The sequence below is a fragment of the Stenotrophomonas sp. GD04024 genome (assembly GCF_029837545.1).
GTDB lineage: Bacteria > Pseudomonadota > Gammaproteobacteria > Xanthomonadales > Xanthomonadaceae > Stenotrophomonas > Stenotrophomonas forensis.
Window position 1 is genome coordinate 1 of sequence record NZ_JAOEDV010000007.1, and the last position, 24,501, is coordinate 24,501.

24 protein-coding genes are annotated in these 24,501 nt (G+C 66.0%); 14 read left to right on the forward strand and 10 right to left on the reverse strand.

What is annotated here, in order from left to right; translation table 11 throughout:
- Both N7590_RS03625 and bioA read right to left on the reverse strand, forming a co-directional pair.
- The coding region (locus N7590_RS03625) for a 16S rRNA (uracil(1498)-N(3))-methyltransferase (protein ID WP_279935165.1) at positions 1-721 on the reverse strand (721 nt) is incomplete at its 3' end.
- Positions 712-2,103, reverse strand: a complete 1,392-nt coding sequence (bioA, locus tag N7590_RS03630; protein WP_239544324.1) for an adenosylmethionine--8-amino-7-oxononanoate transaminase — start codon at positions 2,101-2,103, stop codon at positions 712-714. The genes bioA and N7590_RS03625, both read right to left, overlap by 10 nt.
- Positions 2,104-2,180: 77 nt before the next feature.
- Here bioA and nudE point away from each other — a divergent pair, with 77 nt between their 5' ends.
- The 10 genes from nudE (at position 2,181) to N7590_RS03680 (ending at position 9,688) form a co-directional block, all read left to right on the forward strand.
- On the forward strand, positions 2,181-2,744 hold the full coding sequence (gene nudE / locus N7590_RS03635; RefSeq protein WP_006464605.1) for an ADP compounds hydrolase NudE: 564 nt from the start codon (positions 2,181-2,183) through the stop codon (positions 2,742-2,744).
- Entirely contained in the window at positions 2,741-3,544 is an 804-nt protein-coding gene (gene cysQ, locus N7590_RS03640) for a 3'(2'),5'-bisphosphate nucleotidase CysQ (protein ID WP_053450542.1), read from the forward strand. Before nudE ends, cysQ begins: the two co-directional genes overlap by 4 nt.
- Before the next feature lie 13 nt (positions 3,545-3,557).
- Positions 3,558-4,397 carry a nucleoside triphosphate pyrophosphohydrolase gene (gene mazG, locus N7590_RS03645; protein WP_164241742.1) on the forward strand — a complete coding sequence of 280 codons (840 nt, stop codon included), beginning with the start codon at positions 3,558-3,560 and terminating at the stop codon, positions 4,395-4,397.
- The gene (locus tag N7590_RS03650) at positions 4,394-4,723 is read left to right on the forward strand and encodes a YnfA family protein (RefSeq protein ID WP_164241741.1); all 330 of its coding nucleotides are present in this window, start codon (positions 4,394-4,396) and stop codon (positions 4,721-4,723) included. Before mazG ends, N7590_RS03650 begins: the two co-directional genes overlap by 4 nt.
- Before the next feature lie 216 nt (positions 4,724-4,939).
- The gene (locus tag N7590_RS03655; protein ID WP_164241740.1) at positions 4,940-5,242 is read left to right on the forward strand and encodes a DUF962 domain-containing protein; all 303 of its coding nucleotides are present in this window, start codon (positions 4,940-4,942) and stop codon (positions 5,240-5,242) included.
- 67 nt (positions 5,243-5,309) lie between these two features.
- Positions 5,310-6,269 carry an SPFH domain-containing protein gene (locus N7590_RS03660; protein ID WP_008268117.1) on the forward strand — a complete coding sequence of 320 codons (960 nt, stop codon included), beginning with the start codon at positions 5,310-5,312 and terminating at the stop codon, positions 6,267-6,269.
- A gap of 1 nt (position 6,270) precedes the next feature.
- Positions 6,271-6,714, forward strand: coding sequence for an NfeD family protein (locus tag N7590_RS03665; RefSeq protein ID WP_053450539.1), 444 nt, complete (start codon positions 6,271-6,273; stop codon positions 6,712-6,714).
- An 81-nt stretch (positions 6,715-6,795) separates the two neighbouring features.
- Positions 6,796-7,908 carry a glycine cleavage system aminomethyltransferase GcvT gene (gcvT, locus tag N7590_RS03670; protein WP_164241739.1) on the forward strand — a complete coding sequence of 371 codons (1,113 nt, stop codon included), beginning with the start codon at positions 6,796-6,798 and terminating at the stop codon, positions 7,906-7,908.
- Between the two features lie 93 nt (positions 7,909-8,001).
- Positions 8,002-8,397 (forward strand): glycine cleavage system protein GcvH, encoded by a 396-nt coding sequence (gene gcvH / locus N7590_RS03675; protein ID WP_053450537.1) that lies wholly within the window; start codon positions 8,002-8,004, stop codon positions 8,395-8,397.
- A gap of 775 nt (positions 8,398-9,172) precedes the next feature.
- Positions 9,173-9,688: a hypothetical protein gene (locus N7590_RS03680; protein ID WP_053511034.1), complete on the forward strand. Its 516-nt coding sequence runs from the start codon at positions 9,173-9,175 to the stop codon at positions 9,686-9,688.
- A 244-nt stretch (positions 9,689-9,932) separates the two neighbouring features.
- On the opposite strand, the gene N7590_RS03685 is transcribed toward N7590_RS03680, so the two are convergent.
- Positions 9,933-11,333, reverse strand: coding sequence for a serine hydrolase domain-containing protein (locus tag N7590_RS03685; protein WP_053511032.1), 1,401 nt, complete (start codon positions 11,331-11,333; stop codon positions 9,933-9,935).
- A gap of 286 nt (positions 11,334-11,619) precedes the next feature.
- On the opposite strand from N7590_RS03685, the gene N7590_RS03690 reads away from it, so the two are divergent.
- Both N7590_RS03690 and N7590_RS03695 read left to right on the forward strand, forming a co-directional pair.
- Complete coding sequence (locus N7590_RS03690; RefSeq protein WP_164241738.1) at positions 11,620-12,948, forward strand: MFS transporter; 1,329 nt, start codon at positions 11,620-11,622, stop codon at positions 12,946-12,948.
- A gap of 78 nt (positions 12,949-13,026) precedes the next feature.
- Positions 13,027-13,374, forward strand: a complete 348-nt coding sequence (locus tag N7590_RS03695) for a DUF1304 domain-containing protein (protein ID WP_164241737.1) — start codon at positions 13,027-13,029, stop codon at positions 13,372-13,374.
- Positions 13,375-13,403: 29 nt separating this feature from the next.
- Here N7590_RS03695 and N7590_RS03700 read toward each other — a convergent pair whose 3' ends face one another.
- From N7590_RS03700 to N7590_RS03715, 4 genes are all read right to left on the reverse strand, one after another.
- The gene (locus tag N7590_RS03700) at positions 13,404-13,787 is read right to left on the reverse strand and encodes a hypothetical protein (protein ID WP_239544322.1); all 384 of its coding nucleotides are present in this window, start codon (positions 13,785-13,787) and stop codon (positions 13,404-13,406) included.
- A gap of 27 nt (positions 13,788-13,814) precedes the next feature.
- Positions 13,815-14,294 carry a hotdog fold domain-containing protein gene (locus N7590_RS03705; protein WP_164241735.1) on the reverse strand — a complete coding sequence of 160 codons (480 nt, stop codon included), beginning with the start codon at positions 14,292-14,294 and terminating at the stop codon, positions 13,815-13,817.
- Between the two features lie 76 nt (positions 14,295-14,370).
- Positions 14,371-16,848 (reverse strand): acyl-CoA dehydrogenase, encoded by a 2,478-nt coding sequence (locus N7590_RS03710; protein WP_279935166.1) that lies wholly within the window; start codon positions 16,846-16,848, stop codon positions 14,371-14,373.
- Positions 16,845-17,762, reverse strand: coding sequence for an alpha/beta fold hydrolase (locus N7590_RS03715; protein ID WP_053511807.1), 918 nt, complete (start codon positions 17,760-17,762; stop codon positions 16,845-16,847). The genes N7590_RS03710 and N7590_RS03715 overlap by 4 nt, the downstream gene beginning before the upstream one ends.
- Positions 17,763-17,903: 141 nt before the next feature.
- Between N7590_RS03715 and N7590_RS03720 the strand changes: the two genes are divergently transcribed.
- The gene (locus tag N7590_RS03720) at positions 17,904-18,506 is read left to right on the forward strand and encodes a TetR/AcrR family transcriptional regulator (RefSeq protein WP_006464233.1); all 603 of its coding nucleotides are present in this window, start codon (positions 17,904-17,906) and stop codon (positions 18,504-18,506) included.
- A 137-nt stretch (positions 18,507-18,643) separates the two neighbouring features.
- Here N7590_RS03720 and N7590_RS03725 read toward each other — a convergent pair whose 3' ends face one another.
- From N7590_RS03725 to N7590_RS03735, 3 genes are all read right to left on the reverse strand, one after another.
- The gene (locus tag N7590_RS03725; RefSeq protein ID WP_279935167.1) at positions 18,644-21,397 is read right to left on the reverse strand and encodes a TonB-dependent receptor; all 2,754 of its coding nucleotides are present in this window, start codon (positions 21,395-21,397) and stop codon (positions 18,644-18,646) included.
- Positions 21,398-21,787: 390 nt separating this feature from the next.
- On the reverse strand, positions 21,788-22,636 hold the full coding sequence (locus N7590_RS03730; protein ID WP_164241732.1) for a hypothetical protein: 849 nt from the start codon (positions 22,634-22,636) through the stop codon (positions 21,788-21,790).
- Between the two features lie 116 nt (positions 22,637-22,752).
- Positions 22,753-23,646 carry an Hsp33 family molecular chaperone HslO gene (locus N7590_RS03735; protein WP_164241731.1) on the reverse strand — a complete coding sequence of 298 codons (894 nt, stop codon included), beginning with the start codon at positions 23,644-23,646 and terminating at the stop codon, positions 22,753-22,755.
- 77 nt (positions 23,647-23,723) lie between these two features.
- Between N7590_RS03735 and mtgA the strand changes: the two genes are divergently transcribed.
- Positions 23,724-24,473 (forward strand): monofunctional biosynthetic peptidoglycan transglycosylase, encoded by a 750-nt coding sequence (gene mtgA / locus N7590_RS03740; protein ID WP_164241730.1) that lies wholly within the window; start codon positions 23,724-23,726, stop codon positions 24,471-24,473.
- Positions 24,474-24,501 lie beyond the last annotated feature (28 nt).

Consider the following 24,501-nt stretch of genomic DNA (forward strand, 5'->3'; position numbering starts at 1 on the left):
GCCGTGCCTGCAGTGCCGCGATCGCGGCCAGGCCGGCGGTTTCCGTGCGCAGGATGCGCGGGCCCAGCTGCAATCCCTGGAACCCGGCCGCCGCCAACTGGTCGCGGTCGCGCGGCGACCAACCGCCCTCCGGACCGATGGCGATCACGATGCCACCGGCGGGTGCGGCGTCCAGCGTCGACAGCCGATGCGCGCCCTGCGGGTCCAGTGTCAGCCGCAACGTATCGGCAGGCAATGCCGCCGCAGCCTGCGCCAGTGACAGGGGCGGACCCACCGGTGGAATGCGCGCACGCCCCGACTGGCCGCACGCCGAGGTCACCACGTTGTTCCAGTGCGCTACGCGCTTCTCGGCGCGTGCGGCGTCGAGCTTCACCTCGGTGCGCTCGGCGTTGACCGGAATGATCGCCGCGACGCCCAGTTCGGTGGCCTTCTGCAGGATCAGGTCCATCTTCTCGCCACGGGCGATGCCCTGCAGCAGCGTGATCGCCAACGGTGATTCGTTGTCCACCCTGTCCACTGCGTCGATGCGGACCTGAACCTCGCGCTTGCCGGCCACGGTGAGGGTGGCGCTGTAGTCATGGCCGTCGCCGTTGAACAGCACGCAGGTATCGCCTTCGCGCAGGCGCATCACCCGCACCAGATGGTTGGCGGTCTCTTCCGGCAGGGCCAGGGTCTGGCCGCTGTGCAGCGCCAGGTCGATGGGGCAGCGGGTCACGCGCATGCAATCGCCTCGTCAATCGCTGCCAGCGTGGTATGTGCCAGCAGCTCCAGTTGTTCGTCGTCCACGCAATAGGGTGGCATCCAGTACAGCACGTCGCCCAGCGGGCGCAGCACCACGCCACGCTTCAGCGCGGCCTTGTAGGCGTGCAGCCCCAGCCGCAGGCCCGGGTCGAACGGCGTCTGCCTGTTGCCGCCACGCGACAGCTCGAACGCCACCACCATGCCGGCCTGGCGCACATCGGCCACATGCGGGTGGTCGGCAAACGGTGCCGCCAGCGTGCCCATCACCGAAGCAATCCCGCGATTGCGGGCGATCACATCGTCGTCGCGGAAGATGTCCAGCGTTGCCAGGGCGGCCGCGCAGGCCAGCGGGTTGCCGGTGTAGCTGTGCGAATGCAGGAACGCACGCTCGCGCGAGTCATCAAGGAAGGCGTCGTACAGCGCCTGTGTCGCCAGCACCGCGGCCAGCGGCAGGAAGCCGCCGGTCAGGCCCTTGGACAGGCACATCAGGTCCGGCATCACCCCGGCCTGTTCGCAGGCGAACAGCGTGCCGGTGCGGCCGAAGCCCGTGGCGATCTCATCGGCAATCATGAACGCACCGTGTGCGTCGCACAGTTCGCGCACGCGCTGCAGGTAGGCCGGGTCATGCATGCGCATGCCGCCCGCGCACTGCAGGCGTGGCTCCAGGATCACCGCGCAGATCTCGCCCGGGTGCTGGTCGAACAGCGTGGCCAGCCCGTCGGCGGCCTGCCGCGCACGGTCGGCCGGGCTCTGGCCCGGCTCGGCCAGATAGGCATCGGGCGAGGGCGCGAACAGGCCTTCGGCCAGCAGCGGCGCGTAGACACGGCGGTACAGCGGAATGTCACCCAGCGCCAGGGCGCCCAGGGTCTCGCCGTGGTAGCCGTTCTCCAGTGAGATGAAGCGGGTGCGGCGGGACTCACCGCGGTTCTGGAAGTACTGGAAGGCCATTTTCAGCGCCACTTCCACGCCGGCTGAACCGTTGTCGGCGTAGAACACCTTCGCCAGCGGCTCGCGGCCGGGTTGGCGCGGCGCCAGTGCCAGCAGGCGCTCGGCCAGGATGATGGCCGGCTCGTGGCCGAATCCGGCCAGCATCACCTGTTCCAGTTGCCCGGCCTGGGCAGCGATGGCGCCGCCGATGCGCGGCTCGGCGTGGCCGAACAGGTTGGTCCACCAGCTGCTGACCGCGTCCAGGTAGCGATTGCCGTCGTGGTCGATCAGCCAGGCACCTTCGCCGCGGGCGATCGGCACCAGCGGCAGGGTGTGCGGATGCTCGCGCATCTGCGTGCACGGGTGCCACAGCACCTGCAGGTCGCGCTGCCGCCATTGGCGGGCCAGCGGGGAGGGGGTTGGGTCTGCTAGCATTTCGGGCTCATGAACATGTTGCTGCCTGCACATTCTATCGGCCCCGGCGCAGGCGCCGGCCGCCGCGGAGACTCCGCATGAACGATGACCGTGCCGGCCGTCGCTTGCCGATCATCCATCGGATCACCGATGAAGAGAACGGTCCCTTCCAGCGCCAGCATCTGGACCTGGAGTTCTCCAACGGCGAGCACCGCCGCTTCGAGCGCCTGGTCAGCCGTGGCCATGGCGCGGTGGTGGTGGTGCCGATGCTCGACGAGGAGACCGTGCTGCTGGTACGTGAATACGCGGCCGGCATGCATCGCTATGAGCTGGGCCTGGTCAAGGGCCGGATCGACGCCGGCGAGACGCCCGAGCAGGCGGCCGACCGTGAGCTGAAGGAAGAGGCCGGCTACGGTGCGCGCCGGGTCGACGTGCTGCGCGCGATGACCCTGGCCCCGACCTACATGAGCCATCAGTCGTGGCTGGTGGTGGCACGCGATCTTTACCCGGAGAAGCTCCCCGGCGATGAGCCGGAAGAGCTGGAGGTCGTGCCGTGGAAGCTGGCCGAGCTGGACCAGCTGATGTTGCGCGAGGACTTCTCCGAGGGTCGCTCGCTGGCAGCGCTGTTCATCGCCCGCCAGTGGCTGCAGGGAGCGCGATGATCAAGCTGACCACGGACCTGCGCGAGACGGCCATCGCCATCGCCCAGGAAGCCGGACAGGCCATCATGCAGGTGTATGCCGGTGGCTTCGACGTGCGGATCAAGGATGACAACAGCCCGGTCACCGCGGCCGACCTGGCCGCCAACCAGGTGATCGAACAGGGCCTGCAGCAGCTGACCCCGGAGCTTCCGGTCCTGTCCGAGGAATCGGCGCAGGTGCCATGGGAGCAGCGTCGCCACTGGGGCGCGTACTGGCTGGTCGACCCGCTGGACGGCACCCGCGAGTTCGTCAAGCGCAACGGCGAGTTCAGCGTCAACATCGCCTTGATCTACCAGGGCGCGCCCGCCTTCGGCGTGGTACTGGCCCCGGTCACCGGCATCGTCTGGCATGCCATGCGTGGCGAGCTGGCCTACCGGCGCCAGGGCCTGCATGACACCGTGCTGCGCACGCGTACGCCGGCCACCGCGCCGCTGCGGGTCGCCGCCAGCCGCTCGCACCGCTCACCGCAGACCGAGGCACTGCTGGCCCGCATGGGCCGCATCGAGACCATTGCCCAGGGCTCGTCGCTGAAGTTCTGCCGGATCGCCGAAGGCGGCCTGGACGTCTACCCGCGGCTCGGCCCGACCTCCGAATGGGATACCGCCGCCGGCCAGTGCGTGCTGCACGCCGCGGGCGGCGCGGTACTGTCGGCAGCGACCGGCAAGCCCTTCCGTTACAACCGCCGCGAAACCCTGTTGAACGGCGATTTCATTGCCCTTGGTGACACCAGCCTGCCGTGGCGCGACTGGTTGTCCGATTGACCCTGGAGGCCGCATGAGCGCGCATGACACCCCCACCCAGCACAGCGCTGCCAGCACCGAACTGGAACGCCTGCTGTCGATCATGGCGCGCCTGCGCGATCCGCAGGGCGGCTGCCCGTGGGACCTGGAGCAGAACTTCGCGACCATCGCGCCGTACACTATCGAGGAAGCCTACGAGGTCGCCGATGCGATCGACCGTGGCGACCTCGACGATCTCTGTGACGAGCTGGGCGACCTGCTGCTGCAGGTGGTGTTCCATGCGCGCATGGCCGAGGAGCAGGGCGCTTTCGCCTTTGCCGATGTCGCCCGCGCGATCAGCGACAAGATGCAGCGTCGCCATCCGCATGTGTTCGCCGACGTCAGCGTCGATGATGCCGACGGGGTGATGCGCAACTGGGAGGCGATCAAGCGCGCCGAGCGCGCCGCCAAGGGCGAGCAGGATACCTCCGCGCTGGCCGGCATCTCGCGCGGCCTGCCGGAATGGCAGCGGGCGGTGAAGCTGCAGTCGCGTGCGGCCAAGGTCGGTTTCGACTGGCCGGGCCCGCTGCCGGTGCTGGACAAGGCGGCCGAGGAGCTGCAGGAACTGCGCGAGGAGTTCGAGCGCGGTGACCTTGCCGGCAACAAGGTGCGGCTGCAGGAAGAACTGGGCGACCTGCTGTTCGTCTGCGCCAACCTGGCCCGCCACGCCGAGATCGACCTGGGCGCCGCGCTGCGCGGGGCCAATCACAAGTTCGAGCGTCGCTTCCGTTCGATGGAAGCGCAGGCCGAAGCGCAGGGCAGCACGTTGGCAACGATGGACCTGGATGCGCAGGAAGGCTTGTGGCAGCGCGCCAAGGCGGCGGAAAAGGCGTGAAGACACTCGCCCTGTTCCTGCTGACCGCGCTGGCCGAGATCGTGGGCTGTTACCTGCCCTGGTTGTGGCTGCGCAAGGGTGGGAGCATCTGGTTGCTGCTGCCGGCGGCGGCCAGCCTGGCCCTGTTCGCGTGGCTGCTGACCCTGCATCCGACCGCCAGCGGCCGCGTCTATGCCGCTTACGGTGGCGTCTACATCGGCACCGCGCTGTTCTGGCTGTGGCTGGTCGACGGCATCCGCCCCAGCCGCTGGGATCTGATCGGTGCAGTCCTGTGCCTGGCCGGCATGGCGGTGATCATGTTCGGGCCGCGCACGCCCTCTGTGTAGCGTCGAGCGCGCTCGACTGCTCCGGCATTCTGTAGCGCCGGGCCATGTCCGGCGGATTCCGCTCTTCTGTAGAGTCGAGCCATGCTCGACTGCATCTGCGGGGGCCAGTCGAGCATGGCTCGACTCTACAAAGGCAGCGCCACCGGATCATGCACTGCCGCTTTGCCTCCCGGGAAGGCGCATGATGGCGGTGAGCACGGCCCCCGGAGCATCCGTATGTCGCGATTCGCCAGCTTCCGCGAGTTCTATCCGTTCTACCTCAGCGAGCACCGCCATCCGGTGTCGCGCCGGCTGCACTTCATCGGCAGCTGTGGGGTGCTGCTGCTGATTGTGGCAGCCCTCCTGCGCGGGCAGCCGATGCTGCTGCTGGCCGCGCTGCTGTGCGGCTACGCCTTCGCCTGGATCGGCCATTTCTTCTTCGAGAAGAACCGCCCGGCTACCTTCCGCCACCCGCTGTACTCATTCATGGGTGACTGGGTGATGTTCGTGGACATCCTGCGCCGACGGGTTCCCTGGTAGCCCAGGCTGTGCATGCCGCCTTCACGCGCTATGCTGGGGCCTGGACGTCATAGATAAGGAAAGCGCGATGTTCCCCACCATGTTCTTTACCGTGGTACTGGCCTTCGTGGCCGTGGTCATTCTGTTCAAGGCAGTACGGATGGTGCCGCAGGGATACGAATGGACCGTCGAGCGCTTCGGGCGCTATACCCACACCATGACCCCTGGCCTGCACTTCCTGATCCCGATCGTCTACGGGGTGGGGCGCAAAGTGAACATGATGGAGCAGGTGCTGGACGTACCCAGCCAGGAAGTGATCACCAAGGACAACGCAGCCGTTCGCGTGGATGGCGTGGTGTTCTTCCAGGTACTGGATGCGGCCAAGGCCGCCTACGAGGTGGCCAATCTGGAAGTGGCGATGATCGCCCTGGTGCAGACCAACATCCGTACCGTGATCGGTTCGATGGACCTGGACGAATCGCTGAGCCAGCGCGAGGTGATCAACGCCCAGCTGTTGAGCGTGGTCGATCATGCCACCAACCCCTGGGGCGTGAAGGTGAACCGCATCGAGATCCGCGACATCCAGCCGCCGCGCGACCTGCTGGATGCGATGGCCCGGCAGATGAAGGCCGAGCGTGAGAAGCGCGCGCAGATCCTCGAGGCAGAAGGTTCGCGGCAGTCGGAGATCCTGCGCGCCGATGGCGAGAAGCAGGCTACCGTGCTGGAAGCCGAAGGTCGCCGCGAGGCCGCGTTCCGCGATGCCGAGGCGCGCGAACGCCTGGCCGAGGCCGAGGCCATGGCCACCAAGGTGGTGTCGGCAGCGATCGCTGAAGGCGACGTGCAGGCGATCAACTACTTCGTTGCGCAGAAGTACGTGGAGGCGTTCAAGGAACTGGCGAGTTCGCCGAACCAGAAGCTGGTGCTGATGCCGATGGAAGCCAGTGGCGTGATCGGTTCCATCGCCGGCGTGGCCGAGCTGGCCAAGCAGGCGCTGGCGTCCCAGGGCAATGCACCGGCGGGCAAGCGACCCCCGCCGATCGGGGGCTGACATGCGTTGGGAAGTCGTAGGCTGGGGCGCACTGGCATTGCTGCTGTTTGCCGCCGAGGCACTGGCGCCAGGCGCGTTCATGTTGTGGATCGGCATCGGTGCGGCGGCCGTGTTCGTACTGGTTGCCGTGTTCAGTGGCATTCCCCTGTTGTGGCAGGTGGTGGCGTTCGTGCTGCTGAGCATTGTTTCGATCCAGTGCTACCGGCGCTGGGGCAGGGCAAGGGCGCGGCCCAGCGATGCGCCGTTGCTCAACCGCCGCGCCGAGCAGCTGGTCGGACGGGTGGTGCCGTTGCAGCAGGGCATCGTCGGCGGGCAGGGCCGGGTCAGCATCGACGACGCGTACTGGCAGGTCAGCGGCCCGGAACTGCAGGCCGGCAGCCTGGTGCGGGTGGTGGCGGTACAGGGCAGCACGCTGCAGGTCGAGCCGGCAGACCGCCCCCTGTAGAGCCGCTGCGCTGCGGCACGCCTGCGGGCGACCGATCTGGGATAATGGGGATTCTTGTTTCCTCTGCTGCCGGACCCGGTCATGACCCAGAAGACGCTGCTCAACGATACCCACCGCGCCCTCGGCGCCAAGATGGTCGATTTCGGGGGTTGGGACATGCCCATCCACTACGGCTCGCAGCTCGACGAGCACCATCTGGTGCGTCGCGAGTCGGGTGTGTTCGACGTCAGCCACATGACCGTGGTCGACCTGCGCGGTGACCAGGTCAAGCCGTTCCTGCGCCGCCTGCTGGCCAACTCGGTCGACAAGCTGAAGGTGCCGGGCAAGGCGCTGTACTCGTGCATGCTGAATCCGCGCGGCGGCGTCATCGACGACCTGATCGTCTACTACCTCGGCGATGATTTCTTCCGCATGGTGGTCAACGCTTCCACCCGCGAGAAGGACCTGGCCTGGCTGCGCGAGCAGGCCGCGCCGTTCGGCGTCAGCGTCGAGCAGCGCCCGGACCTGGCCATCCTCGCCGTGCAGGGACCGCAGGCACGCGACATCGTGGTCGGTCTGGTCGGCGGCGCCGACCGCGACGCGCTGGCCAAGCTCGGACGTTTCGCTGCCCTGCAGGTCAAGGCTGACGATGGTGTCGAGCTGTTCGTCGCCCGCACCGGTTACACCGGCGAAGACGGCTTCGAGATCCTGCTGCCGCAGGATGCCGTGGTCGCGTTCTGGAACCGCCTGCTGGCCGCGGGCGTGAAGCCGGCGGGCCTCGGTGCGCGTGACACCCTGCGCCTGGAAGCCGGCATGAACCTGTACGGCCAGGACATGGACGAGGACATCAGCCCTTATGAAGCGGCACTGGCCTGGACCGTGTCGCTGGACGAAGGCCGCGACTTCATCGGCCGCGACGTGCTGGAAGCGCAGAAGGCTGCTGGCACCGCGCGCCAGATGATCGGCCTGGTGATGGACGAGAAGGGCGTGCTGCGCCACGGCCAGGCGGTGACCACCGCCAGCGGCCAGGGCGAGATCCTGTCCGGCACCTTCTCGCCAAGCCTGGCCAAGGGCATCGCGTTTGCCCGCGTGCCGGCCGGCGAACTCGGCGAGGTTACCGTCGATATCCGTGGCCGGCAGGTGCCGGTGCGCGTGGTCAAGTTCCCGTTCGTGCGCGAAGGCCAGGCCCAGCCCGGCGTGCTTGCCGACGCCTGATCCGAACATGCCGGCCGTCACTGACAGCAGTGGCGGCCGGTTGGTTACACTAGCCCCGTTTTTTCCACCCCTGCATATCTCTGGAGCAGTCCCATGAGCGAGATCCCCGGCGACCTCAAGTTCCTCAAGTCCCATGAGTGGGCCCGTGTCGAAGGCAACGGCCGCGTCACCGTCGGTATTTCCGACCACGCCCAGGGCCTGCTCGGTGACCTGGTCTACGTCGAGCTGCCGGAAGTCGGCGCGACCGCCAAGGCCGGCGAGCAGATCGCCGTCGTCGAATCGGTCAAGGCCGCTTCGGACGTCTACAGCCCGATCAGCGGCAAGGTCGTCGAGGTCAACTCGGACCTGTCCGACAAGCCGGAAACCATCAACGAAGATGCCTACGGCGAAGGCTGGATGTTCGTGGTCGAACTGACCAACGCCGAAGAGCTCAACGAGCTGCTGGACCCGGACGCATACGCCGAAGCCCTGGAAAACGAAGACCACTGAGTCGTCGTTCCCGGGTTCGGACACGGCCACCTTCGGGTGGCCGTTTTTGTTTTGGCGAACGCGCCGGACTCATGACGCAGGGTTCGCTGCACACCCTCGACGCGGTATCAGCCGACCTGCGGGCGGTGCCGACGGGCGTGCGCAGTTTTGCGCAAATCCGCGTTTCCACCCTGCGTCGGCGCGTCCGGATGTGAAAACTTTTCGCCCCCCGTTGCGGTGCCGTTGTGCTGGCGTTGGCACTGGCGACGACCGCCGTTGGCGATGCATGCCCGTCACTGCGAATCGCATCCATGCATCTGCGCGGAGTGCTTATTTCAAGTGTTTTTTGTTCAACGCATGCACTGCTGGCGTTGTCGCCAGCGTGCGTGCGTTGTGCTTTGAGGGTCGTTGCGAGCGGAGCGCAACGGCCGTGCAGGCGCCACCGGGAATGGCGCGGATGTGAAAATTTTTCGCGGGGGTTGTTGACAGTAAAAAAAACCGTGATTAGGTTTCGCCTCAGCAGACCTTGCCTGCCCAACCGAGTGCGCAGAATCAATCGTCCGATGCGAAGCAGCCCCTTCAAGACCACCGCGACCCTGATGACGGTGGACATGGCCCCGCTTCCCCCGGAGAAATGCAAGGCACCTCCCGTTCCGATGCCCGCTCCGCCGATCGAGGCGGGCATTGCCGCATCCGTAACGGCGCGCCTGACGCGCCGGCGGTCCCCGCACGCAGCACCTGCGGGTTTGATCCACCTGGGCGTTTCAACTCCCTATCACTGACGAGGAGCCATCCCATGGCAACCAAGAAAGCTGCGAAGAAGAAGCCCGCCGCCAAGAAAGCGGTGAAGAAGGTCGCGAAGAAGGCCGCTGCCAAGAAGGCAGTGAAGAAGGTCGCGAAGAAGGCGACCGCCAAGAAGGCAGTGAAGAAGGCTGCGAAGAAGGTCGCCAAGAAGACCACTGCGAAGAAGGCAGTGAAGAAGGCGGCGAAGAAGGTAGCCAAGAAGTCCACTGCCAAGAAGGCCGTCAAGAAGACCGCGAAGAAGGCCGTCAAGAAGGTAGCCAAGAAGACTGCCAAGAAGGCCACTGCCCGCAAGCCGGCCAAGAAGGTCGCCAAGAAGGCAGTAAAGAAGACTGCAAAGAAGGCGGTGAAGAAGACCGCCAAGAAGGCAGTCAAGAAGACCGCGAAGAAGGCGACCAAGAAGGCTGCCCCGAAGAAGGCAGCGAAGAAGGTTGCCAAGCGCAAGCCGGCCGCCCGCAAGAAGAAGGCCGCTCCGGTCGCTCTGCCGGCAACGCCGGCGCCGCTGATCTAAGTATTTCCCGATAGCCGCATCCTGAAACCCCTTCCCTGTTGCCCAGCAGGGAGGGGGTTTTTTTATGGGCGCTCGCCGCCATGGGCAACGGTAGAGTCGACTGCCAGTCGACTGCTTCACCGCCCTTGTAGGGTCGAGCACGCTCGACTCCATCGATCACCGGCGGTCGAGCACGGCGCTGTGCAGACGAACAAAAAGGGCGGCCCGCAGGCCGCCCCTCATGCTTACGGCACAGCTCGCCAGATCAGCGCGGCGACGCCACCGCGCGGTTGCTCGAAGCCCCCTTGCCCTTGCGCTTGTCCTGCTGCGCGGGGCTCGCGCCCTCGGCCATCAGGTTGTCGCTGCCGAAGTCGGTGTCCACGTCCAGCCAGCGCTGCGCCGGCAGGCCGAGCGCGGAATCGAGCACGGTCGGCAGCAGGCCACTGGGCAGGCCGCTTTCGCCGTTCCACATGATGGCGATGCCGAGATCGCGTTCCGGCACCAGCGCGACCAGGCCGCGATAGCCCTGCACCGCGCCGGCATGGAACACCACGTCGTGGCCGGCGTAGTCGAAGGTGCGCCAGCCCAGTGCGTAGCCGGCAGAATGCAGGCGCTCGCGGCGCCAGCCCGAACGCATCTCGCCGGGGGTGTTGATCAGGCTGGAATGCAGCGTCGCCAGCAGCGGTGCCGGCAGCACGTCCGGGCGGTGCCCGGTATGGGCCAGCAGCCACTGCGCCATGTCGCTGGCGCTGGCATTGACGCCAGCGGCCGGCGCGACGCGGTAGTAGGTCGGCTTCGGCGTCAGCGATACCCAGCCGTTGCGGCTGCGCACGTGCGGACGCGCCCAGCGCGAGCTGGCCTGGATGCCGGCCAGGCCGAGGCTGGCATCGTTCATGCCCAGCGGCTTGAAGATGCGGCGTTCGACCGATTGTTCGTAGAAGCTGCCCGAGGCGGCATAGACCACGTCGCCGATCAGGCTGAAGGCCACGTTCTGGTACGCGTAGCAGTCGCCCGGCAGGCACTTCAGGCTGGTGTTGGCCAGCTTCTGGGTCAGCGCGTAGTACTCGGCGTTGCCTTCGATGTCGCGGTCGTAGGCGTTGTAGGGCAGGCCGACGCGATGGCTGAGCACGTCGGCGACGGTCAGGCGGTCGGTGGCCTCCGGTGAGTTCAGGCGGAAGCCCGGCACATAGTCGGTGACCTTGCTGTCCCAGCGCAGGGTGCCGTCGTTGACCAGCAGGCCGGCCATGGTGCCGGCGAATGCCTTGGACAGCGACGCCAGGCGGAACACGGTGTGCGCATCGACCGGCAGCGGGTTGTTGACGTCGGTGACACCGTAGCCGCGCGCGCTGAGGATGCGGCCGCCCTGCACGATCGCCACCGCCATGCCCGGCACGCGCTCGCCATAGGTGAGCTGCTGTGCCATCGACTCGATGTTGGCGACGTTGAAGCCTGCGGCCGGGGCCTGCACCTGCGGCACCAGTCCGGTGCGGTAGGCCGCCGGCTGGGTGTGGGCGACGGCGGTGGCGGCGGTCGATTCGATGTTGGCCGGCATCGGTGGCAACGCCGGCGGGGTCTGCGCGGTGGTGGACAAGGCAACGGGCATCAACATGCCCAGCAAACCGGTGGCCGCCGAACGGATCGGACGGCGCAGGCTGTTCTTTTTCATCGGTTGGACCCGTGCGCGACTGCTGATGGCGATTCTAGCGCCGCTTTTCCCCTGTGCACAAACAAAGCGAAGATGAATGCGCATCTTGTTGAAAAAGTTGGAATTTTGACGCTCCAAATGCGTGTGTCGGAACGTGTCATCCGGACCTTCCGTAGACCTGGCCCCAACGTCCATCGGCGGTCGCCTGCTGGCGATGTTGCATTGCATTCGCTAACGTACGCGCTTCACTGCGCCCGGAGCCTGCGATGCCACTGTCCAACCGCCGTCTGTGGGCGAGGGACGCCGCGTGAGCGCGGCATCGGGCAAGGGGCCGCTGCGCGGACTGGTGGCGGCGCTGCGCGAGTCGCCGGCGCTGTGGTGGTCCTTCCTGTATTTCTTCTGCCTGCTCAGCGGTTACTACGTGCTGCGTCCGGTGCGCGAGGCGATGGCGGCCTCGGCAGACCTGGAAACGGTGTTCCCGCCGATCCTGATCGGCTGGTTCGACCGTCATGGGATCGCGTTGAAGGACTTCGTCCTGCAGTTCCTGTTCACCTGCGTGTTCGTGATCATGCTGGTGTTGCAGCCGGTGTACGGCTGGCTGGTCAGCCGTTTCCCGCGCCGGGTGTTCCTGCCGGCGGTGTATGGCTTCTTCATCGTCACCTTGCTGGGTTTCTACGTACTGTTCGACAGCGGTGTGCCGGGCCGCGGCATGGCGTTCTTTTTCTGGATCACTGTCTTCAACCTGTTCGCGGTGGCGGTGTTCTGGAGCTTCATGGCCGATGTGTTTTCCAACGCGCAGGCACGTGCCTTCTACGGTTACATCGGCGCGGCAGGCACCATCGGTGCCTTTCTCGGGCCGATCATCACCGGTGCACTGGTGCAGCGTGTGGGCATCGCCAACCTGATGCTGGTCTCGGCCGGATTCCTCGCCATCTGCCTGTTGAGCATCTGGCGACTGCGGCACTGGGCGGTGCTGCGTGAGCAGGAGCAGCAGCTGGTATCCGGCGAGCAGCCGATGGGTGGCAGCGTGCTGGACGGTCTGAAACTGATCGTGCGTGAGCCGTTGCTGCGCTGGCTGGCGATCATGGTGGTGTTCGGTGTGGGCGTGGGCACCCTGCTGTACAACCAGCAGGCCAGCATCGTGCGTGCGGCGTTCAACGATGCAGGCGCTGCCACGGCCTTCTTCTCGCGTATCGACCTGGCGGTGAACGCACTGGCGCTGCTGATGCAGCTTGGCCTGACCCGGTGGCTGCTGTCGCGTCACGGTATTGCGCCGGCCCTGTTGGTCCCTGGCTTTGCGATCCTGATCGGCTTTTCGGTGCTTGCCGCTTCACCCATGCCGTTGATGGTCGCAGTGGTGCAGGTGATGACCCGCGCCAGCGAGTTCGCATTGGCCAAGCCGGCACGCGAAACCATCTATACCCGCGTGGACCGGCAGTGGCGCTACAAGGCCGGTGCGGCCATCGATACCGTGGTGTACCGCGGCGCGGACCTGAGCTTTGCGTGGGTGCACAAGGGCTTGTCGCTGTTTGGTTCACACGTGGTGTTCATCGGCGGCGTGGTGGTTGCCGCGTGCATGACCGCCGCTGCATTCGGTGTGCTGCGCGAAGAAAAGAAGCTGCCGCGCGACCGCTGAGCCGCGCGGGGTCGGCTCCCTCTCCCACGGAGAGGGCTCTGACCCCATCACCCCATCCATCTATCCAAGGAACCGCCCATGTACTGGATCGCACTCGCCCTGACCCTGCTGGTCGCCCTGCTGCACGTCTATTTCCTCGTGCTGGAAATGTTCCTGTGGACGCGCCCGCTGGGCCTGAAGACCTTCCGCAACACGCCGGAGAAGGCAGAGACCACGCGCGTGCTGGCGGCCAACCAGGGCCTGTACAACGGCTTCCTGGCGGCGGGCATCGGGGTGGGGCTGGTGATCGATCAGCCGGTGCTGGTGACGTTCTCGCTGGCCTGCGTGGTGGTGGCCGGGTGCTATGGCGCGTACAGCGTGAGCCGGCGCATTTTCATGATCCAGGCCGTACCGGCCATTCTGGCGCTGGTGTCGCGAGCGCTCTGACGTGGGCGCGTGCTGGCAGGCGCCGCCGCTCAGCGGCTGATGGCGCGCATGAAGCCCAGCCACATTGGCACGGCATGCAGCGCCGCACCCAGCACGAACAGGCCCGTCAGCAGGTGTACGCGCCAGTCGTTGATACGCAGGAAGATGAATTGCTCAAGTGTGCGGCCCACCCAGAACACCGCCATGAAACCCAGCAGGACCAACCCCAGACGAGTGTCGACCAGGTCCGGGGCAAAGATCAGCGCGATCAGCCCCATTCCCAGGAACACATAGATCACGCGCAGATTGAGGATCTGCATGATCGCGCGGTTGAGCGTGCCGAGCTTGGCGAGCTCGCGTTTCCAGCCGAACAGCCGCCAGAACGCCAGATGGAAGGCGGCAAACCCCAGGCTGTGAATGCCTGCCAGGCGCACAAGCAGTTCAGTGGTCGTCATGGTTGATCAGCCTGTGCGCGGAGGGCGCGGCGATACCCACATTGCGATGGTCGCATGGAACACCTCGGTCCCTGCCGCATCGGTCACGCTGACCTTCACGGGCAGGTCGTAGCCGTCCGCAGCACTGACGATGGACAACATTGGCGTCGCCACGGCCTTCAACGTGCCCAAGGCCTTGGCCTGGTATTTCACGTCCATGCCCTTGGGGATCCAGCGCATGTCTGCCGGCAGGCTGGCGTCCACCATCACCCCGCCGACCAGCTCGGCCAGGTTGCACATCGCGATCGCATGTACCGTGCCAATGTGGTTGTTGATGCGGCGGTGCTGGCGGATCACGCCTTCGCAGCGGCCTGGCTCCAGTGCGGTGATGGTGGGCGCGATGCTGGCGAAGTAGGGCGCCTTGAAACACACCGCGCGCGAGAACAGCCAGCTGCCGGCGGGCCAGCGCTGCAGGCGGTGGTAGAGCGAGAGCAGGGGCGTGGACATGGTGGGTATTCCGGTCGGCGGATAAAGCGACGGCGGGCCGAGGCCCGCCGTCGAAGGCAACGCGTGTCGCGGGCGGTCAGGCCGCCTGCGAATGCGGGTCCTTGTGCTGGCGGTCGTAGTAACTGGCCGCGCGCAGTTCGTGGGTGTCGAAGTCGTCCACGGTGATCGTGTCCAGGGTCAGCGTGCGCAGCTCTTCCAGCAGGCTGCGCTCGTCCTGGGTGATCACGCCTTCGGCCACGGCTTCGTCCAGCTGCGCCTTGAAGTCCAGCGCCTCGATGCCCTTGCTCTTCAGCGCCTTCAGGAACTTGCGCTCCACCGGCTCGGCCATGATCGCCTTGCTCAGGTAGCTGTTGATGCGGCCACCCGGGTTGTTCTCGCACGGGGTCAGGAACACGCCATTGGCCAGGCGGTCGCGGGCTTCGTTCGGCGCCATCAGCAGGGCGGCGACGCGACGGCTCAGGCGGTCGCCCGGAGCCTCGGCACGACGGCCCAGCGGGAAGATCAGCGCCCACATCAGCCAGCCGATCGGACGGATCGGGAAGTTGCGCAGGGCGGCCGACAGCGATTCCTCGATCTTGTGCACACTGTCATGGAAGGCCCAGGCCAGCAGCGGCTGGTCGGCCTGCGGTGCGCCTTCGTCGTGGTAACGCTTGAGCATGGCACTGGTCATGTAGACATGGCTCAGCACATCGCCCAGGCGGCCGGACAGCGATTCCTTGAACTTCAGCTTGCCGCCGAGGGTCATCATCGAGATGTCGGCCATCAGCGCCAGGTTGGCCGAGTAACGGTCCAGCTTGCGGAAGTAGCGGCGGGTATAGGCATCGCCCGGGGCGGCACCGAAGCGGGCGCCGGTCAGGCCGAACCAGAACGAACGCACGGCATTGGAGATGCCGAAGCGGATGTGGCCGAACAGGCTGCGGTCGAACTCCTGCAGGCCGGCACGGGTGTCCGGATCCTGCGCCGCCTTCATTTCCTTCAGCACCCACGGGTGGCAGAGGATCGCACCCTGGCCGAAGATCAGCAGGCTGCGGGTCATGATGTTGGCACCTTCCACGGTGATCGCGATCGGTGCGGCCTGCCAGCTGCGGCCGGCGAAGTTGCGCGGCCCCAGGATGATGCCCTTGCCGCCGATCACATCCATCATGTCCGAGATCACTTCGCGGCTCATGGTGGTGCAGTGGTACTTGGCGATCGCCGACGGTACCGACGGCACGTCGCCACGATCGACCGCCGCAGCGGTAGCCTGCGACAGCGCGCTGATCTTGTACGCCTTGCCGCCGATGCGGGCCAGCGCCTCTTCAACGCCCTCGAAGCGGCCGACCGACAGGCCGAACTGCTTGCGGATGCGCGCATAGGCGCCGGTGACGGCGGCACCGGCCTTGGCACCGCCGCTGGCGGTGGAGGGCAGGGTGATCGAACGGCCCACGGCCAGGCACTCGTTGAGCATGTTCCAGCCCTTGCCGGCCATCGCGGCGCCACCGATCAGCTGGGTCAGCGGGATGAACACATCCTTGCCCTTGATCGGACCGTTCTGGAAGGTCGAGTTGAGCGGGAAATGGCGACGGCCGATTTCCACGCCGGCGGTGTCGCGCGGCAGCAGACCCAGGGTGATGCCGATGTCGCGGGTGTCGCCGATCAGGCTATCCGGGTCATACATGCGGAAGGCCATGCCGATCAGGCTCGCGACCGGGGCCAGGGTGATGTAGCGCTTGTCGAAGGTCAGGCGCACGCCGAGCACCTGCTCGCCGTTCCATTCGCCCTTGCAGACGATGCCGTAGTCGGGAATCGAGGTGGCGTCGGAGCCAGCGAACGGACCGGTCAGGCCGAAGCACGGAACCTCGCGGCCATCCGCCAGGCGCGGCAGGTACTGGTCCTTCTGTTCCTGGGTGCCGTAATGCACCAGCAGTTCACCCGGGCCCAGCGAATTCGGCACGCCAACGGTGGAGCTGACCACCGAGGACACCGAGGCCAGCTTCTGGATCACCTTGTGGTGGGCCAGCGCGGAGAAGCCCAGGCCGCCGTATTCCTTGGGAATGATCATGCCGAAGAACTTGTTCTTCTTGATGAAGGCCCACAGTTCCGGCGGCAGGTCGGCATGGACATGGGTGATTTCCCAGTCGTTGACCATGGTGCACAGCTCTTCGACCGGGCCATCGAGGAAGGCCTGCTCTTCAGCGGTCAGCTGCGGCTTGGGGTAGTTCAGCAGGATGTTCCAGTCCGGGTCACCGGTGAACAGCTCGCCTTCGAAACCGACCGAGCCGGTTTCCAGCGCGATTCGCTCGGTCTGCGACAGCGGCGGCAGCACCTTGCGGAACACCTTCATCATCGGGGCGGTCAGCAGCGGCTTGCGGATGAACGGCAGCAGCAGCGGCACGGCGATCACCGCCAGCACCGCGGCCGCGACGATCGTGGCGGTCTGGTTGACGTAGGGAATGAACCAGCAGGCGGCCAGCAGGGCCACGCTGATCAGCGTCCAGGTAACCAGCCGCATGCGGTGGTAGGCGACGAACGCGCCTGCCAGCAGCAGGGCGAGGAAGGGAAGAACGATGCTCATGAGCGTGCTCCGGTGACGTGCTCGTTTGTGGCGGACGAAGCTGCAGCATCCGCTGCGGGCAACACGTCCAGATAGTCCAACACAGTAGCGGTAAAGGCGTCGTTGTCATCGCCGGCGACCATATGCGTGGCCTGCGGCAGCTGTACATGGCGCGCGTGCGGCGCCAGCGCCAGGAATTCGGCCACGGTCTGCGGCGTGACCAGGTCACTGCGGCCGCCGCTGACCAGCAGCAGCGGGCATTTCACCTGGCGTGCGGCTTCGGCCAGCGCATCCTGGTGCTGCTCGCTGTCGCGGGCCAGCTCGGCCACCAGGCGCGGATCCCAATGCCAGCGCCAGCGGCCGTTGCCGTCCTCGCGCAGCAGTGCACGCAGCGACTGCTCGGACTTGCGTGGCCGGTGCGGCATGTAGGCCGAGATCACGTCGGCGGCCTCGGTCAGCGACGCGAAGCCATCGGGATGGGCGGTCATGAACGCAAGGATGCGTTCGACACCAGCGGTGTCCCAGCGCGGGGTGATGTCGACCAGCACCATTGCCGAGAACAGGCCGGGCCAGCGCGATTCGGCCAGCAGGCCGAACAGGCCGCCCATCGACGCGGCAACCAGCACCGGCGGGCGCGGTTGCTCGCCGGCCAGGACGATCAGGTCATCGGCGAACTGTTCGCCGTGATACGGCAGGTCGGCGGCATTCCAGTCCGAATCGCCATGGCCGCGGGCATCGTAGGCCAGGGTCTGCAGGCCGGCCGCGTTCAGCGCGCGCGCAGTGGCATTCCAGGCGTGGCGGGTCTGGCCAAACCCATGCGCGAACAGCACCCGGCCGCGACGGCCGTGGTCACTGGCGGTCGCTGCCAAACGCGCGCCATGGGCAGCGTCCAGGCGCAGGTCATGGAACGCAGCGGGAGTAGGGGACGTAACCATACCGGATAGTATGGATTGCTTGAGGGGGAAGTCAATACTGCATGGTATGGTGCACTGCGGCAGGGGGGCCGGCAGGGCCCGTAACGGTTTCCACCGCAACGGCGTACTGCAACGAACCCCGGCGTATGGTTAAATCAGCCCATGAATCAACCTGACGCTTCCGCCGGCGAACCGCGCGCCGGCCGCAACAGCCGCCTGAGTGCCGAAGACTGGGCCCAGGCGGCCCTCGACCTGATTGCTGAACAAGGTGTAGGTGCCGTCGCGGTGGAACCGTTGGCACGGCGCCTGGGTGTGACCAAGGGCAGTTTCTACTGGCATTTCCCCTCGCGCGATGCCCTGCTGCAGGCGGCGCTGGAACGCTGGGAACTGTTCGAACAGGAACAGGTGTTCGGCAGCCTCGAGGATGTGCCCGATCCGCGCGTACGCCTGCGCCAGCTGTTCCAGATGGTGGCGCACGAAGTGCAGCCGCACATCATCTACAGCGAACTGCTGAAGGCGCTGGATCATCCGATGGTGCGCCCGGTGATCGACCGCGTGTCGCAGCGCCGGCTGGACTATCTGATTGCTTCGTTCCGCCAGGCCGGGCTCAGCTCCACCGATGCGCGGCATCGTGCGCGCCTGGCCTATGCCGCGTATGTCGGCTTCCTGCAGCTGTCGCTGCAGCTGCAGCAGCCCAAGCAGGCCCGCGAGGATTTCGAGGCCTATGTCGAGCACCTCATCGAGACGCTGATTCCGAACGGCTGAAGATCGCCGTCCTGGTCACGAGAATGCCGCGGCACTGCCGCGGCTTTTTTCTTGCGTGCCATCCACGTATTGCCGGCGGCACAAAGAACAACGGCCCCTTGCGGGGCCGTTGCTGCATCAGCTGATCAGTGGATCGATCAGAACTTCTGCTTGTACTGCATGTACATGTAGCGGCCCGGCAGGTCGTACTGCGGGTCGAACATGTTGGCACGGACCGAGTAGGACACCGGCGGATCCTTGTCGAACGCGTTGTTCAGACCCAGCATGATGGTGCCCTTCCACGGGGTGTTGTAGCGCACCTGGATGTCGTGGTAGGTGGTCGATGCGATGTGGTTCTCGCCCTTCGCACCGTCGGAGCAGTACGGGAAGGTCTCCGGGTCCTGGGTCGGGCTGAACGGGCATTCTTCGCGCATGCCGGACTTGTAGCGCAGGCCCCAGTTGACGCCGAAATCACCGTAGCTCCAATCCACATACAGGTTGGAGCGGATGCGCCAGTACGGATCCTGGTCGCGGTAACGGCCCTGACGGCCTTCAACCGGCGAATCCTGGGTCGACTTGGTGTCCCACTTGGACAGATAGGTGCTGTCCCAGCTGATGGTGAACTGGCCGAACGAGGTCTCCGGCAGGCGGTAGGCCAGGCCCAGATCCCAACCTTCCACCTTGTACGATGCCAGGTTCTGCAGCGGCATGTTGACGTTGGTGATGGTGTAGCGCTGGTTGACGGTGCCGTAGTTCGGATCACGCGTGATCAGGCCGCAGTAGGCTGCCTGCTGCTGCGGGGTGCCGCCGTAGCAGTAGCTCATGATGTCCTGGATCGCCGGGCGGGTGATCGCGTCTTCAACCTTGATCTGCCACCAGTCCAGGGTGACGTTCAGGCCGGTGACGAAGCTCGGGCTCCACACCAGGCCCAGCGTCTTGCTGGTCGAGGTTTCCGGCTTCAGGTTCGGATTGGCCTGCCAGGTGAACGGCACAACCGTCTGCTTGCGGCCCGCACCGGCGCCCGGCTGAATGAAGTTGGCCGGGACGCCCTGTGCGGCACACTGTGCGGCAACCGCACCGGTACGCAGGCCTGCGTTGGACGAGCAGGGATCGATGTAGGTCTCGAAGGAGTCCGTGTCGCCGCGATACAGGTTGTTGATGCTCGGCGCGCGGAAGCCCTCGGAGTAGTTACCGCGGATCATCAGGTCGTCGATCGGCTTCCAGCGGAAGCCGAACTTGTTGTTGGTGGTGTTGCCGAAGTTGCTGTAGTCGGAGTAGCGCGATGCCACGCTGAAGTCCAGCAGCTTGGCGCCCGGCAGGTCCGCCAGCACCGGAATCGACAGTTCCACGAAGAACTCGTTCAGATCGTAGCCGCCCTTGGTCGGCGCCGCACCGTTGCCGGTGCTCAGGCCGGAAGCAATGAAGGCGTCCGGATCGAACTGGCCGGTTTCCTTGCGGTACTCGTAACCGGCAGCGAAGCCCAGCGCACCGGCCGGCAGCTGCACGATCTCACCGGAGATGTTGGCGTAGTAGCCCTTCGACACCAGGCTCGCCGAGTCGTGTGCGGTGAACGAGGTGTAGTCCAGAGCTTCCTGCGAGATCGAACCCAGGCCGCCCAGCGGATTGATCGGCACGCAGCCGGCAATGACGGCACCCGCCGAATTCAAGCAGACCGGCTTGCCATCGCGCAGAGCCGACGGGCCATAGGCCTCGGCCAGACGCTGCCTGTTGAACAGGCCGTAGGTCAGGTCGTTCTGGTCGGTCTTGTCGTAGCGGTAGCCGACGTCCCAGTCGAAGTTGCGATCGGCGAACTCGAAGAAGCCTTCGAAGCCACCATAGAAGTGCCAGTTCTTGACGTTCTGGTTGAACGAACGACCGCCGGATTCATTGAAGCGACGATTGACGCCGGTCAGTTCGACACCATACGGGTTGTACATGCTAGCCGCGCTCAGGCGCTGGCCGGTCACCGGCATGGAGGCCAGCAGCTGTTCCGACTTGCGCTCGTTGTACATCGCCTCGGTACGGAAGGTGATGTTGTCGGTCACGTTGTACGAACCCAGCACGAACAGCGAAGTGCGCTCGTTCGGGGTCAGCAGGTAGTTGTCCGGCGCGGTGTTGTAACCGTGGACGTTCGCATCGAACGGGGTTTCAACGCCATTGATGATGATGTACTGGTTGCCGTTGCGAACATAGCTGCCCGGGATACCGGTTGCGCTCTGGCCACTGAAGAACGGCGGGCCACCGGCGGAGATCTTGCGATCGCCGGCCATCACGGACTTTTCGTTGACGTAGGACGCGCCGACGGTGATCGAGGCGCGGTCGGTCACGGTGCCCAGGGTGAAGTCATACGCTTCACGCTCGCCGTCGCCGTCGCTGTACTGGCCCTTGTAGGCGTTGACTTCAGCACCATCGAAGTTCTGCTTGGTGATGATGTTCACCACGCCGGCGATGGCGTCCGAACCGTAGATGGTCGAGGCGCCGTCCTTCAGGATGTCGATGCGCTCGATCATCGCGGTCGGGATGGTGTTCAGGTCGACGCTGCCGTCCAGGCCGGTGGTCCAGCGGCGGCCATTGACCAGCACCAGGGTGCGCTCGGCACCGAGGTTGCGCAGGCTGACGCCGGCCGAGCCGTCACCGCCGTTGTTGAACGTACGGTTCAGGGCGGCGCCGTTGGCGGCGACGCGCTGCAGGATGTCGGCGACCGAGGTCACGCCCTGCTTTTCGATGTCGGCGCGGGTCAGGCTGAGCACCGGCTGCGAGGTTTCGATGTCGGTGCTCTTGATGCGCGAACCGGTGACCGAGATGCGGTCAAGGTTGGTCGCTTCCTGAGCCTGGGCGGTGGCAGTGGACGCCACACCGGCAACGAGCGCGACCAGGACGGCGTCGCGCAGCTTGTTGGACTTGAAGTTCATTGGCTCTCTCTCTCCAAGAAATCTTGGCTGGGTGATTGCCTGCGTACGGAGCGAAAAGGCGCTCCAAAAAACGCGAGGCTGAGCCGATAGTACTGGTGCGTTCCCAAAAATTAAAGGTGTGTTAATACAGGCCGTGGCAGGGCTGAATGCGATGGGGGCGGGTCGTTGACGTCATTGAATTCAACGACTTGAGGCCGTTCCAGCCCAGCTCGCCAGCCTGGCGTTAGTTTCATGTGAAAGAAAATATTTCGGTTGTTGCAGTGTGCAGGCGAAAGAATTCTTTCCGTCCATCGGCCATTCAGGATTGCTGCGGCGCAAAAAAGAACGGGCGCCCTGCGGCACCCGTTCCCATTCAACGCCCGGATTGTGAGCCCCGCCGGTGCTGTCCGGTCAGAGATCCTGCTCGTAGCGGACGTACGGCACGGTGCCGTCATCGTTGCTTTCATTGCGCGGCGAGAACGGATTCTTGCCGCGGCTGATCACGTTCTCGGCGCCGACGGTGAGCTGGCCGGACCAGGGAGTACGCCAGGTCAGCCCGATTCCCAGGCCTTCCCATTTGCCAGGCTTGCCCGGCACGTCGACGACACGCCCGATGATGCTGCCGGTGAAGTTGCCGTAGCCGGCGCCGATGCTCAGGCTCTTGGTGTCCCAGCGATCGACGATGGCCGGTGAGGCATCAGCCAGCGGTACCAGGCGGGCCTTGGCATAGGTGCCGGCGATGGAGACGAAGCCCTCGCGGCCGATGTTCTTCTGCGCGAACACGGTCAGGTCGTTCTGCTCGGCGCGCAGCGAAGGGGTCTTGTTCGGGCCTGACAGCCAGGCCGGCAGGGTTTCACGGCCGGTACCGGCGGTGATGCCCAGGCGGCTGTTGCCACGGTTCAGTGCGGCGGTGCCGGTGAAGCGGCGGCTGTTGAGGTCGTCATCGTCGCCGAGGCTGGCCAGCATGCAGTGACTGGCCAGGCCGCTGATGCTGGTTCCGCTGCTGCTGTTGCAGAGCAGGCCCAGCGAATCGCCGGAGGACAGGCCGAAGGCGGCATCCAGCGAGTTGCGGCCGAAGTGCCAGCGGGCGCCGGCTGCCTGTTCGCCGGTGGGTTCCAGATACAGCAGGGCCTCGACCTTGCCGCTGCCCTTGTTCCACACCGGCAGCACGGTACGGGTGTCCTTGCTCTGCGCATGCGCGCCCGCGATCGCGCCAAGGGCGATCAGCAGGGCCAGCGGTAGACGCAGGAAGGTACGCATCGGACCAGTTCAGACAGGGATGAACAACGGAAGTTCCCGCGGAAACGGGAACTTGATCGTAGGGCGTTTATGAATTCTTAACAAGCCTTGATCCCCCCAGATGCAAGACCAGCCGATTACTGAAGCCGTTCAGGTGCCGGCACAGTCCCCTCGGCACCGTGGAACAGTATGCCGAACTCCGTCAAAGGAAAGTGATACTCGCGCCCGCAGAATTCGCAGCGCACCTCGACTGCCTTGGTGGCTTCGGCGGCGGCACGGGCCTCGTCCTCACCCAGCGACTGCAGCATCGATGCGACCCGTTCACGCGAGCAGGAGCAGGCGAAGGACAGCGGCTTGCTGCCCATCCGCTCGGGCTTCTCCTCGTGGAACAGGCGGTGCAGCAACTGCTCGGCCGGGGTGGCCAGCAGTTCGGCCTTGCCCAGGGTCTCGAACAGGGCGCTGGCGCGGGCCCAGCCGTCCTCGTCGCCCTCGTCGCCCGGCAGCTTCTGCAGCAGCAGGCCGGCGGCACCGTTGCGGTCGGCGGCCAGCAGCAGGCGGGTCGGCAGCTGCTCGGACTGGCGGAAGTAGTCCTCGAAGGCTTCGTCCAGTTCCGATGCGGTCAGGCCGACCAGGCTCTGGTAGCGCTGCGGTTCGCGCGGGTCCAGACCCGGGTTCTCGATGGTGATCGCGAGCAGGGCGTCATCGCCCAGGCTGGACAGGTCGCGCGGCGCGTCGGCACCGTCGCTGAGCTGGGCGATGCCGCGCAGGGTACCGGCGGCAGTGCATTCGGCGAACAGCGTGCGCAGGGCGGTGCTGCTGCGCAGCTGGATCGACAGGCGGCCATCGATCTTGGTGTGGCCGGTGAACAGCGCCGAGGCCACGCAGGCCTCGCCGAGCAGCTCGGCCGCGGTATCCGGGTACTGGGCGTGGGACAGGATTTCCTGCCAGGTGGCCTGCAGGTGCACATGCACGCCGCGGACGCCGGCGTCGGGCAGCAGGAAGCGGATCAGGGAATCGGAGTTGGCGGTCATCGGCTCACATCGCGCGTAAACGGGGGCGGTTGCCGGATAATGCGCCGACAACCAGACAGAAGAAGGATGCACCAGTAATGGGGGCAGCGGGAGAGCAGCACAAGGTAGAAGCGGAGGTGGCCGCGCCGCGCCGGCGACGCTGGCGCTGGAAGCGGCTGCTGTGGCTGCCGGTGCTGCTGGCCGCCTTCAGCTGCCTGCAGGTACTGGTACTGCGGTTCATCGACCCGCCGGGGTCCATGGTGATGCTGTGGCGCTACGGTGAGGCGCTGGGTGAGGCGGACTGGTCCTATCGGCTGCATTACCAGTGGCGCGACCTGGACCAGATGGCGCCCAGCCTGCCGATATCGCTGGTGGCGGCCGAAGATCAACGCTTTCCCGACCACAATGGATTCGACCTGCAGGCCATTGAAAAGGCGCGCGACCACAACGCAAAGGGGGGCCGCCTGCGCGGCGCCAGCACGATCAGCCAGCAGGTGGCCAAGAACCTGTTCCTCTGGCAGGGCCGCAGCTGGGTCCGCAAGGGCCTTGAGGTCTGGTACACGGTGCTGATCGAAGCGCTGTGGCCGAAGGAGCGCATCCTGGAGATGTACGCCAACATCGCCGAGTTCGGTGATGGTGTATATGGCGCGCAGGCCGCGGCGCAGAAATTCTGGGGCAAGGACGCGGCTCGGCTGAGCCCGGCCGAAAGCGCGCGGCTGGCGGCGGTGCTGCCGGCACCACGGCGCTACAACGCGGCGGCGCCGGGGCCGTATGTCCAGCGGCGTGCGGCATGGATCCAGCGCCAGGCGCGACAGCTGGGTGGGGCAGCGTACCTGTCGGAGGAGTGAGGGCGCGGCCTGCCGGGTCTGCAGGTGG

Bases quoted from the DNA above. Each gene is read 5' to 3' on its own strand.
- N7590_RS03705 (WP_164241735.1), bottom strand. From the start codon at position 14,294: ATGTCCACGCCCCTGCTCTCGCTCTACCACCGCCTGCAGCGCTGGCCC.
- N7590_RS03665 (WP_053450539.1), top strand. From the start codon at position 6,271: ATGCGTTGGGAAGTCGTAGGCTGGGGCGCACTGGCATTGCTGCTGTTT.
- N7590_RS03720 (WP_006464233.1), top strand. From the start codon at position 17,904: ATGAATCAACCTGACGCTTCCGCCGGCGAACCGCGCGCCGGCCGCAAC.
- N7590_RS03685 (WP_053511032.1), bottom strand. From the start codon at position 11,333: ATGAAAAAGAACAGCCTGCGCCGTCCGATCCGTTCGGCGGCCACCGGT.
- N7590_RS03680 (WP_053511034.1), top strand. From the start codon at position 9,173: ATGGCAACCAAGAAAGCTGCGAAGAAGAAGCCCGCCGCCAAGAAAGCG.
- nudE (WP_006464605.1), top strand. From the start codon at position 2,181: ATGAACGATGACCGTGCCGGCCGTCGCTTGCCGATCATCCATCGGATC.
- N7590_RS03735 (WP_164241731.1), bottom strand. From the start codon at position 23,646: ATGACCGCCAACTCCGATTCCCTGATCCGCTTCCTGCTGCCCGACGCC.
- N7590_RS03695 (WP_164241737.1), top strand. From the start codon at position 13,027: ATGTACTGGATCGCACTCGCCCTGACCCTGCTGGTCGCCCTGCTGCAC.
- gcvT (WP_164241739.1), top strand. From the start codon at position 6,796: ATGACCCAGAAGACGCTGCTCAACGATACCCACCGCGCCCTCGGCGCC.
- N7590_RS03730 (WP_164241732.1), bottom strand. From the start codon at position 22,636: ATGCGTACCTTCCTGCGTCTACCGCTGGCCCTGCTGATCGCCCTTGGC.
- N7590_RS03655 (WP_164241740.1), top strand. From the start codon at position 4,940: ATGTCGCGATTCGCCAGCTTCCGCGAGTTCTATCCGTTCTACCTCAGC.
- cysQ (WP_053450542.1), top strand. From the start codon at position 2,741: ATGATCAAGCTGACCACGGACCTGCGCGAGACGGCCATCGCCATCGCC.
- bioA (WP_239544324.1), bottom strand. From the start codon at position 2,103: ATGCTAGCAGACCCAACCCCCTCCCCGCTGGCCCGCCAATGGCGGCAG.
- mazG (WP_164241742.1), top strand. From the start codon at position 3,558: ATGAGCGCGCATGACACCCCCACCCAGCACAGCGCTGCCAGCACCGAA.
- N7590_RS03660 (WP_008268117.1), top strand. From the start codon at position 5,310: ATGTTCCCCACCATGTTCTTTACCGTGGTACTGGCCTTCGTGGCCGTG.
- mtgA (WP_164241730.1), top strand. From the start codon at position 23,724: ATGGGGGCAGCGGGAGAGCAGCACAAGGTAGAAGCGGAGGTGGCCGCG.
- gcvH (WP_053450537.1), top strand. From the start codon at position 8,002: ATGAGCGAGATCCCCGGCGACCTCAAGTTCCTCAAGTCCCATGAGTGG.
- N7590_RS03725 (WP_279935167.1), bottom strand. From the start codon at position 21,397: ATGAACTTCAAGTCCAACAAGCTGCGCGACGCCGTCCTGGTCGCGCTC.
- N7590_RS03710 (WP_279935166.1), bottom strand. From the start codon at position 16,848: ATGAGCATCGTTCTTCCCTTCCTCGCCCTGCTGCTGGCAGGCGCGTTC.
- N7590_RS03715 (WP_053511807.1), bottom strand. From the start codon at position 17,762: ATGGTTACGTCCCCTACTCCCGCTGCGTTCCATGACCTGCGCCTGGAC.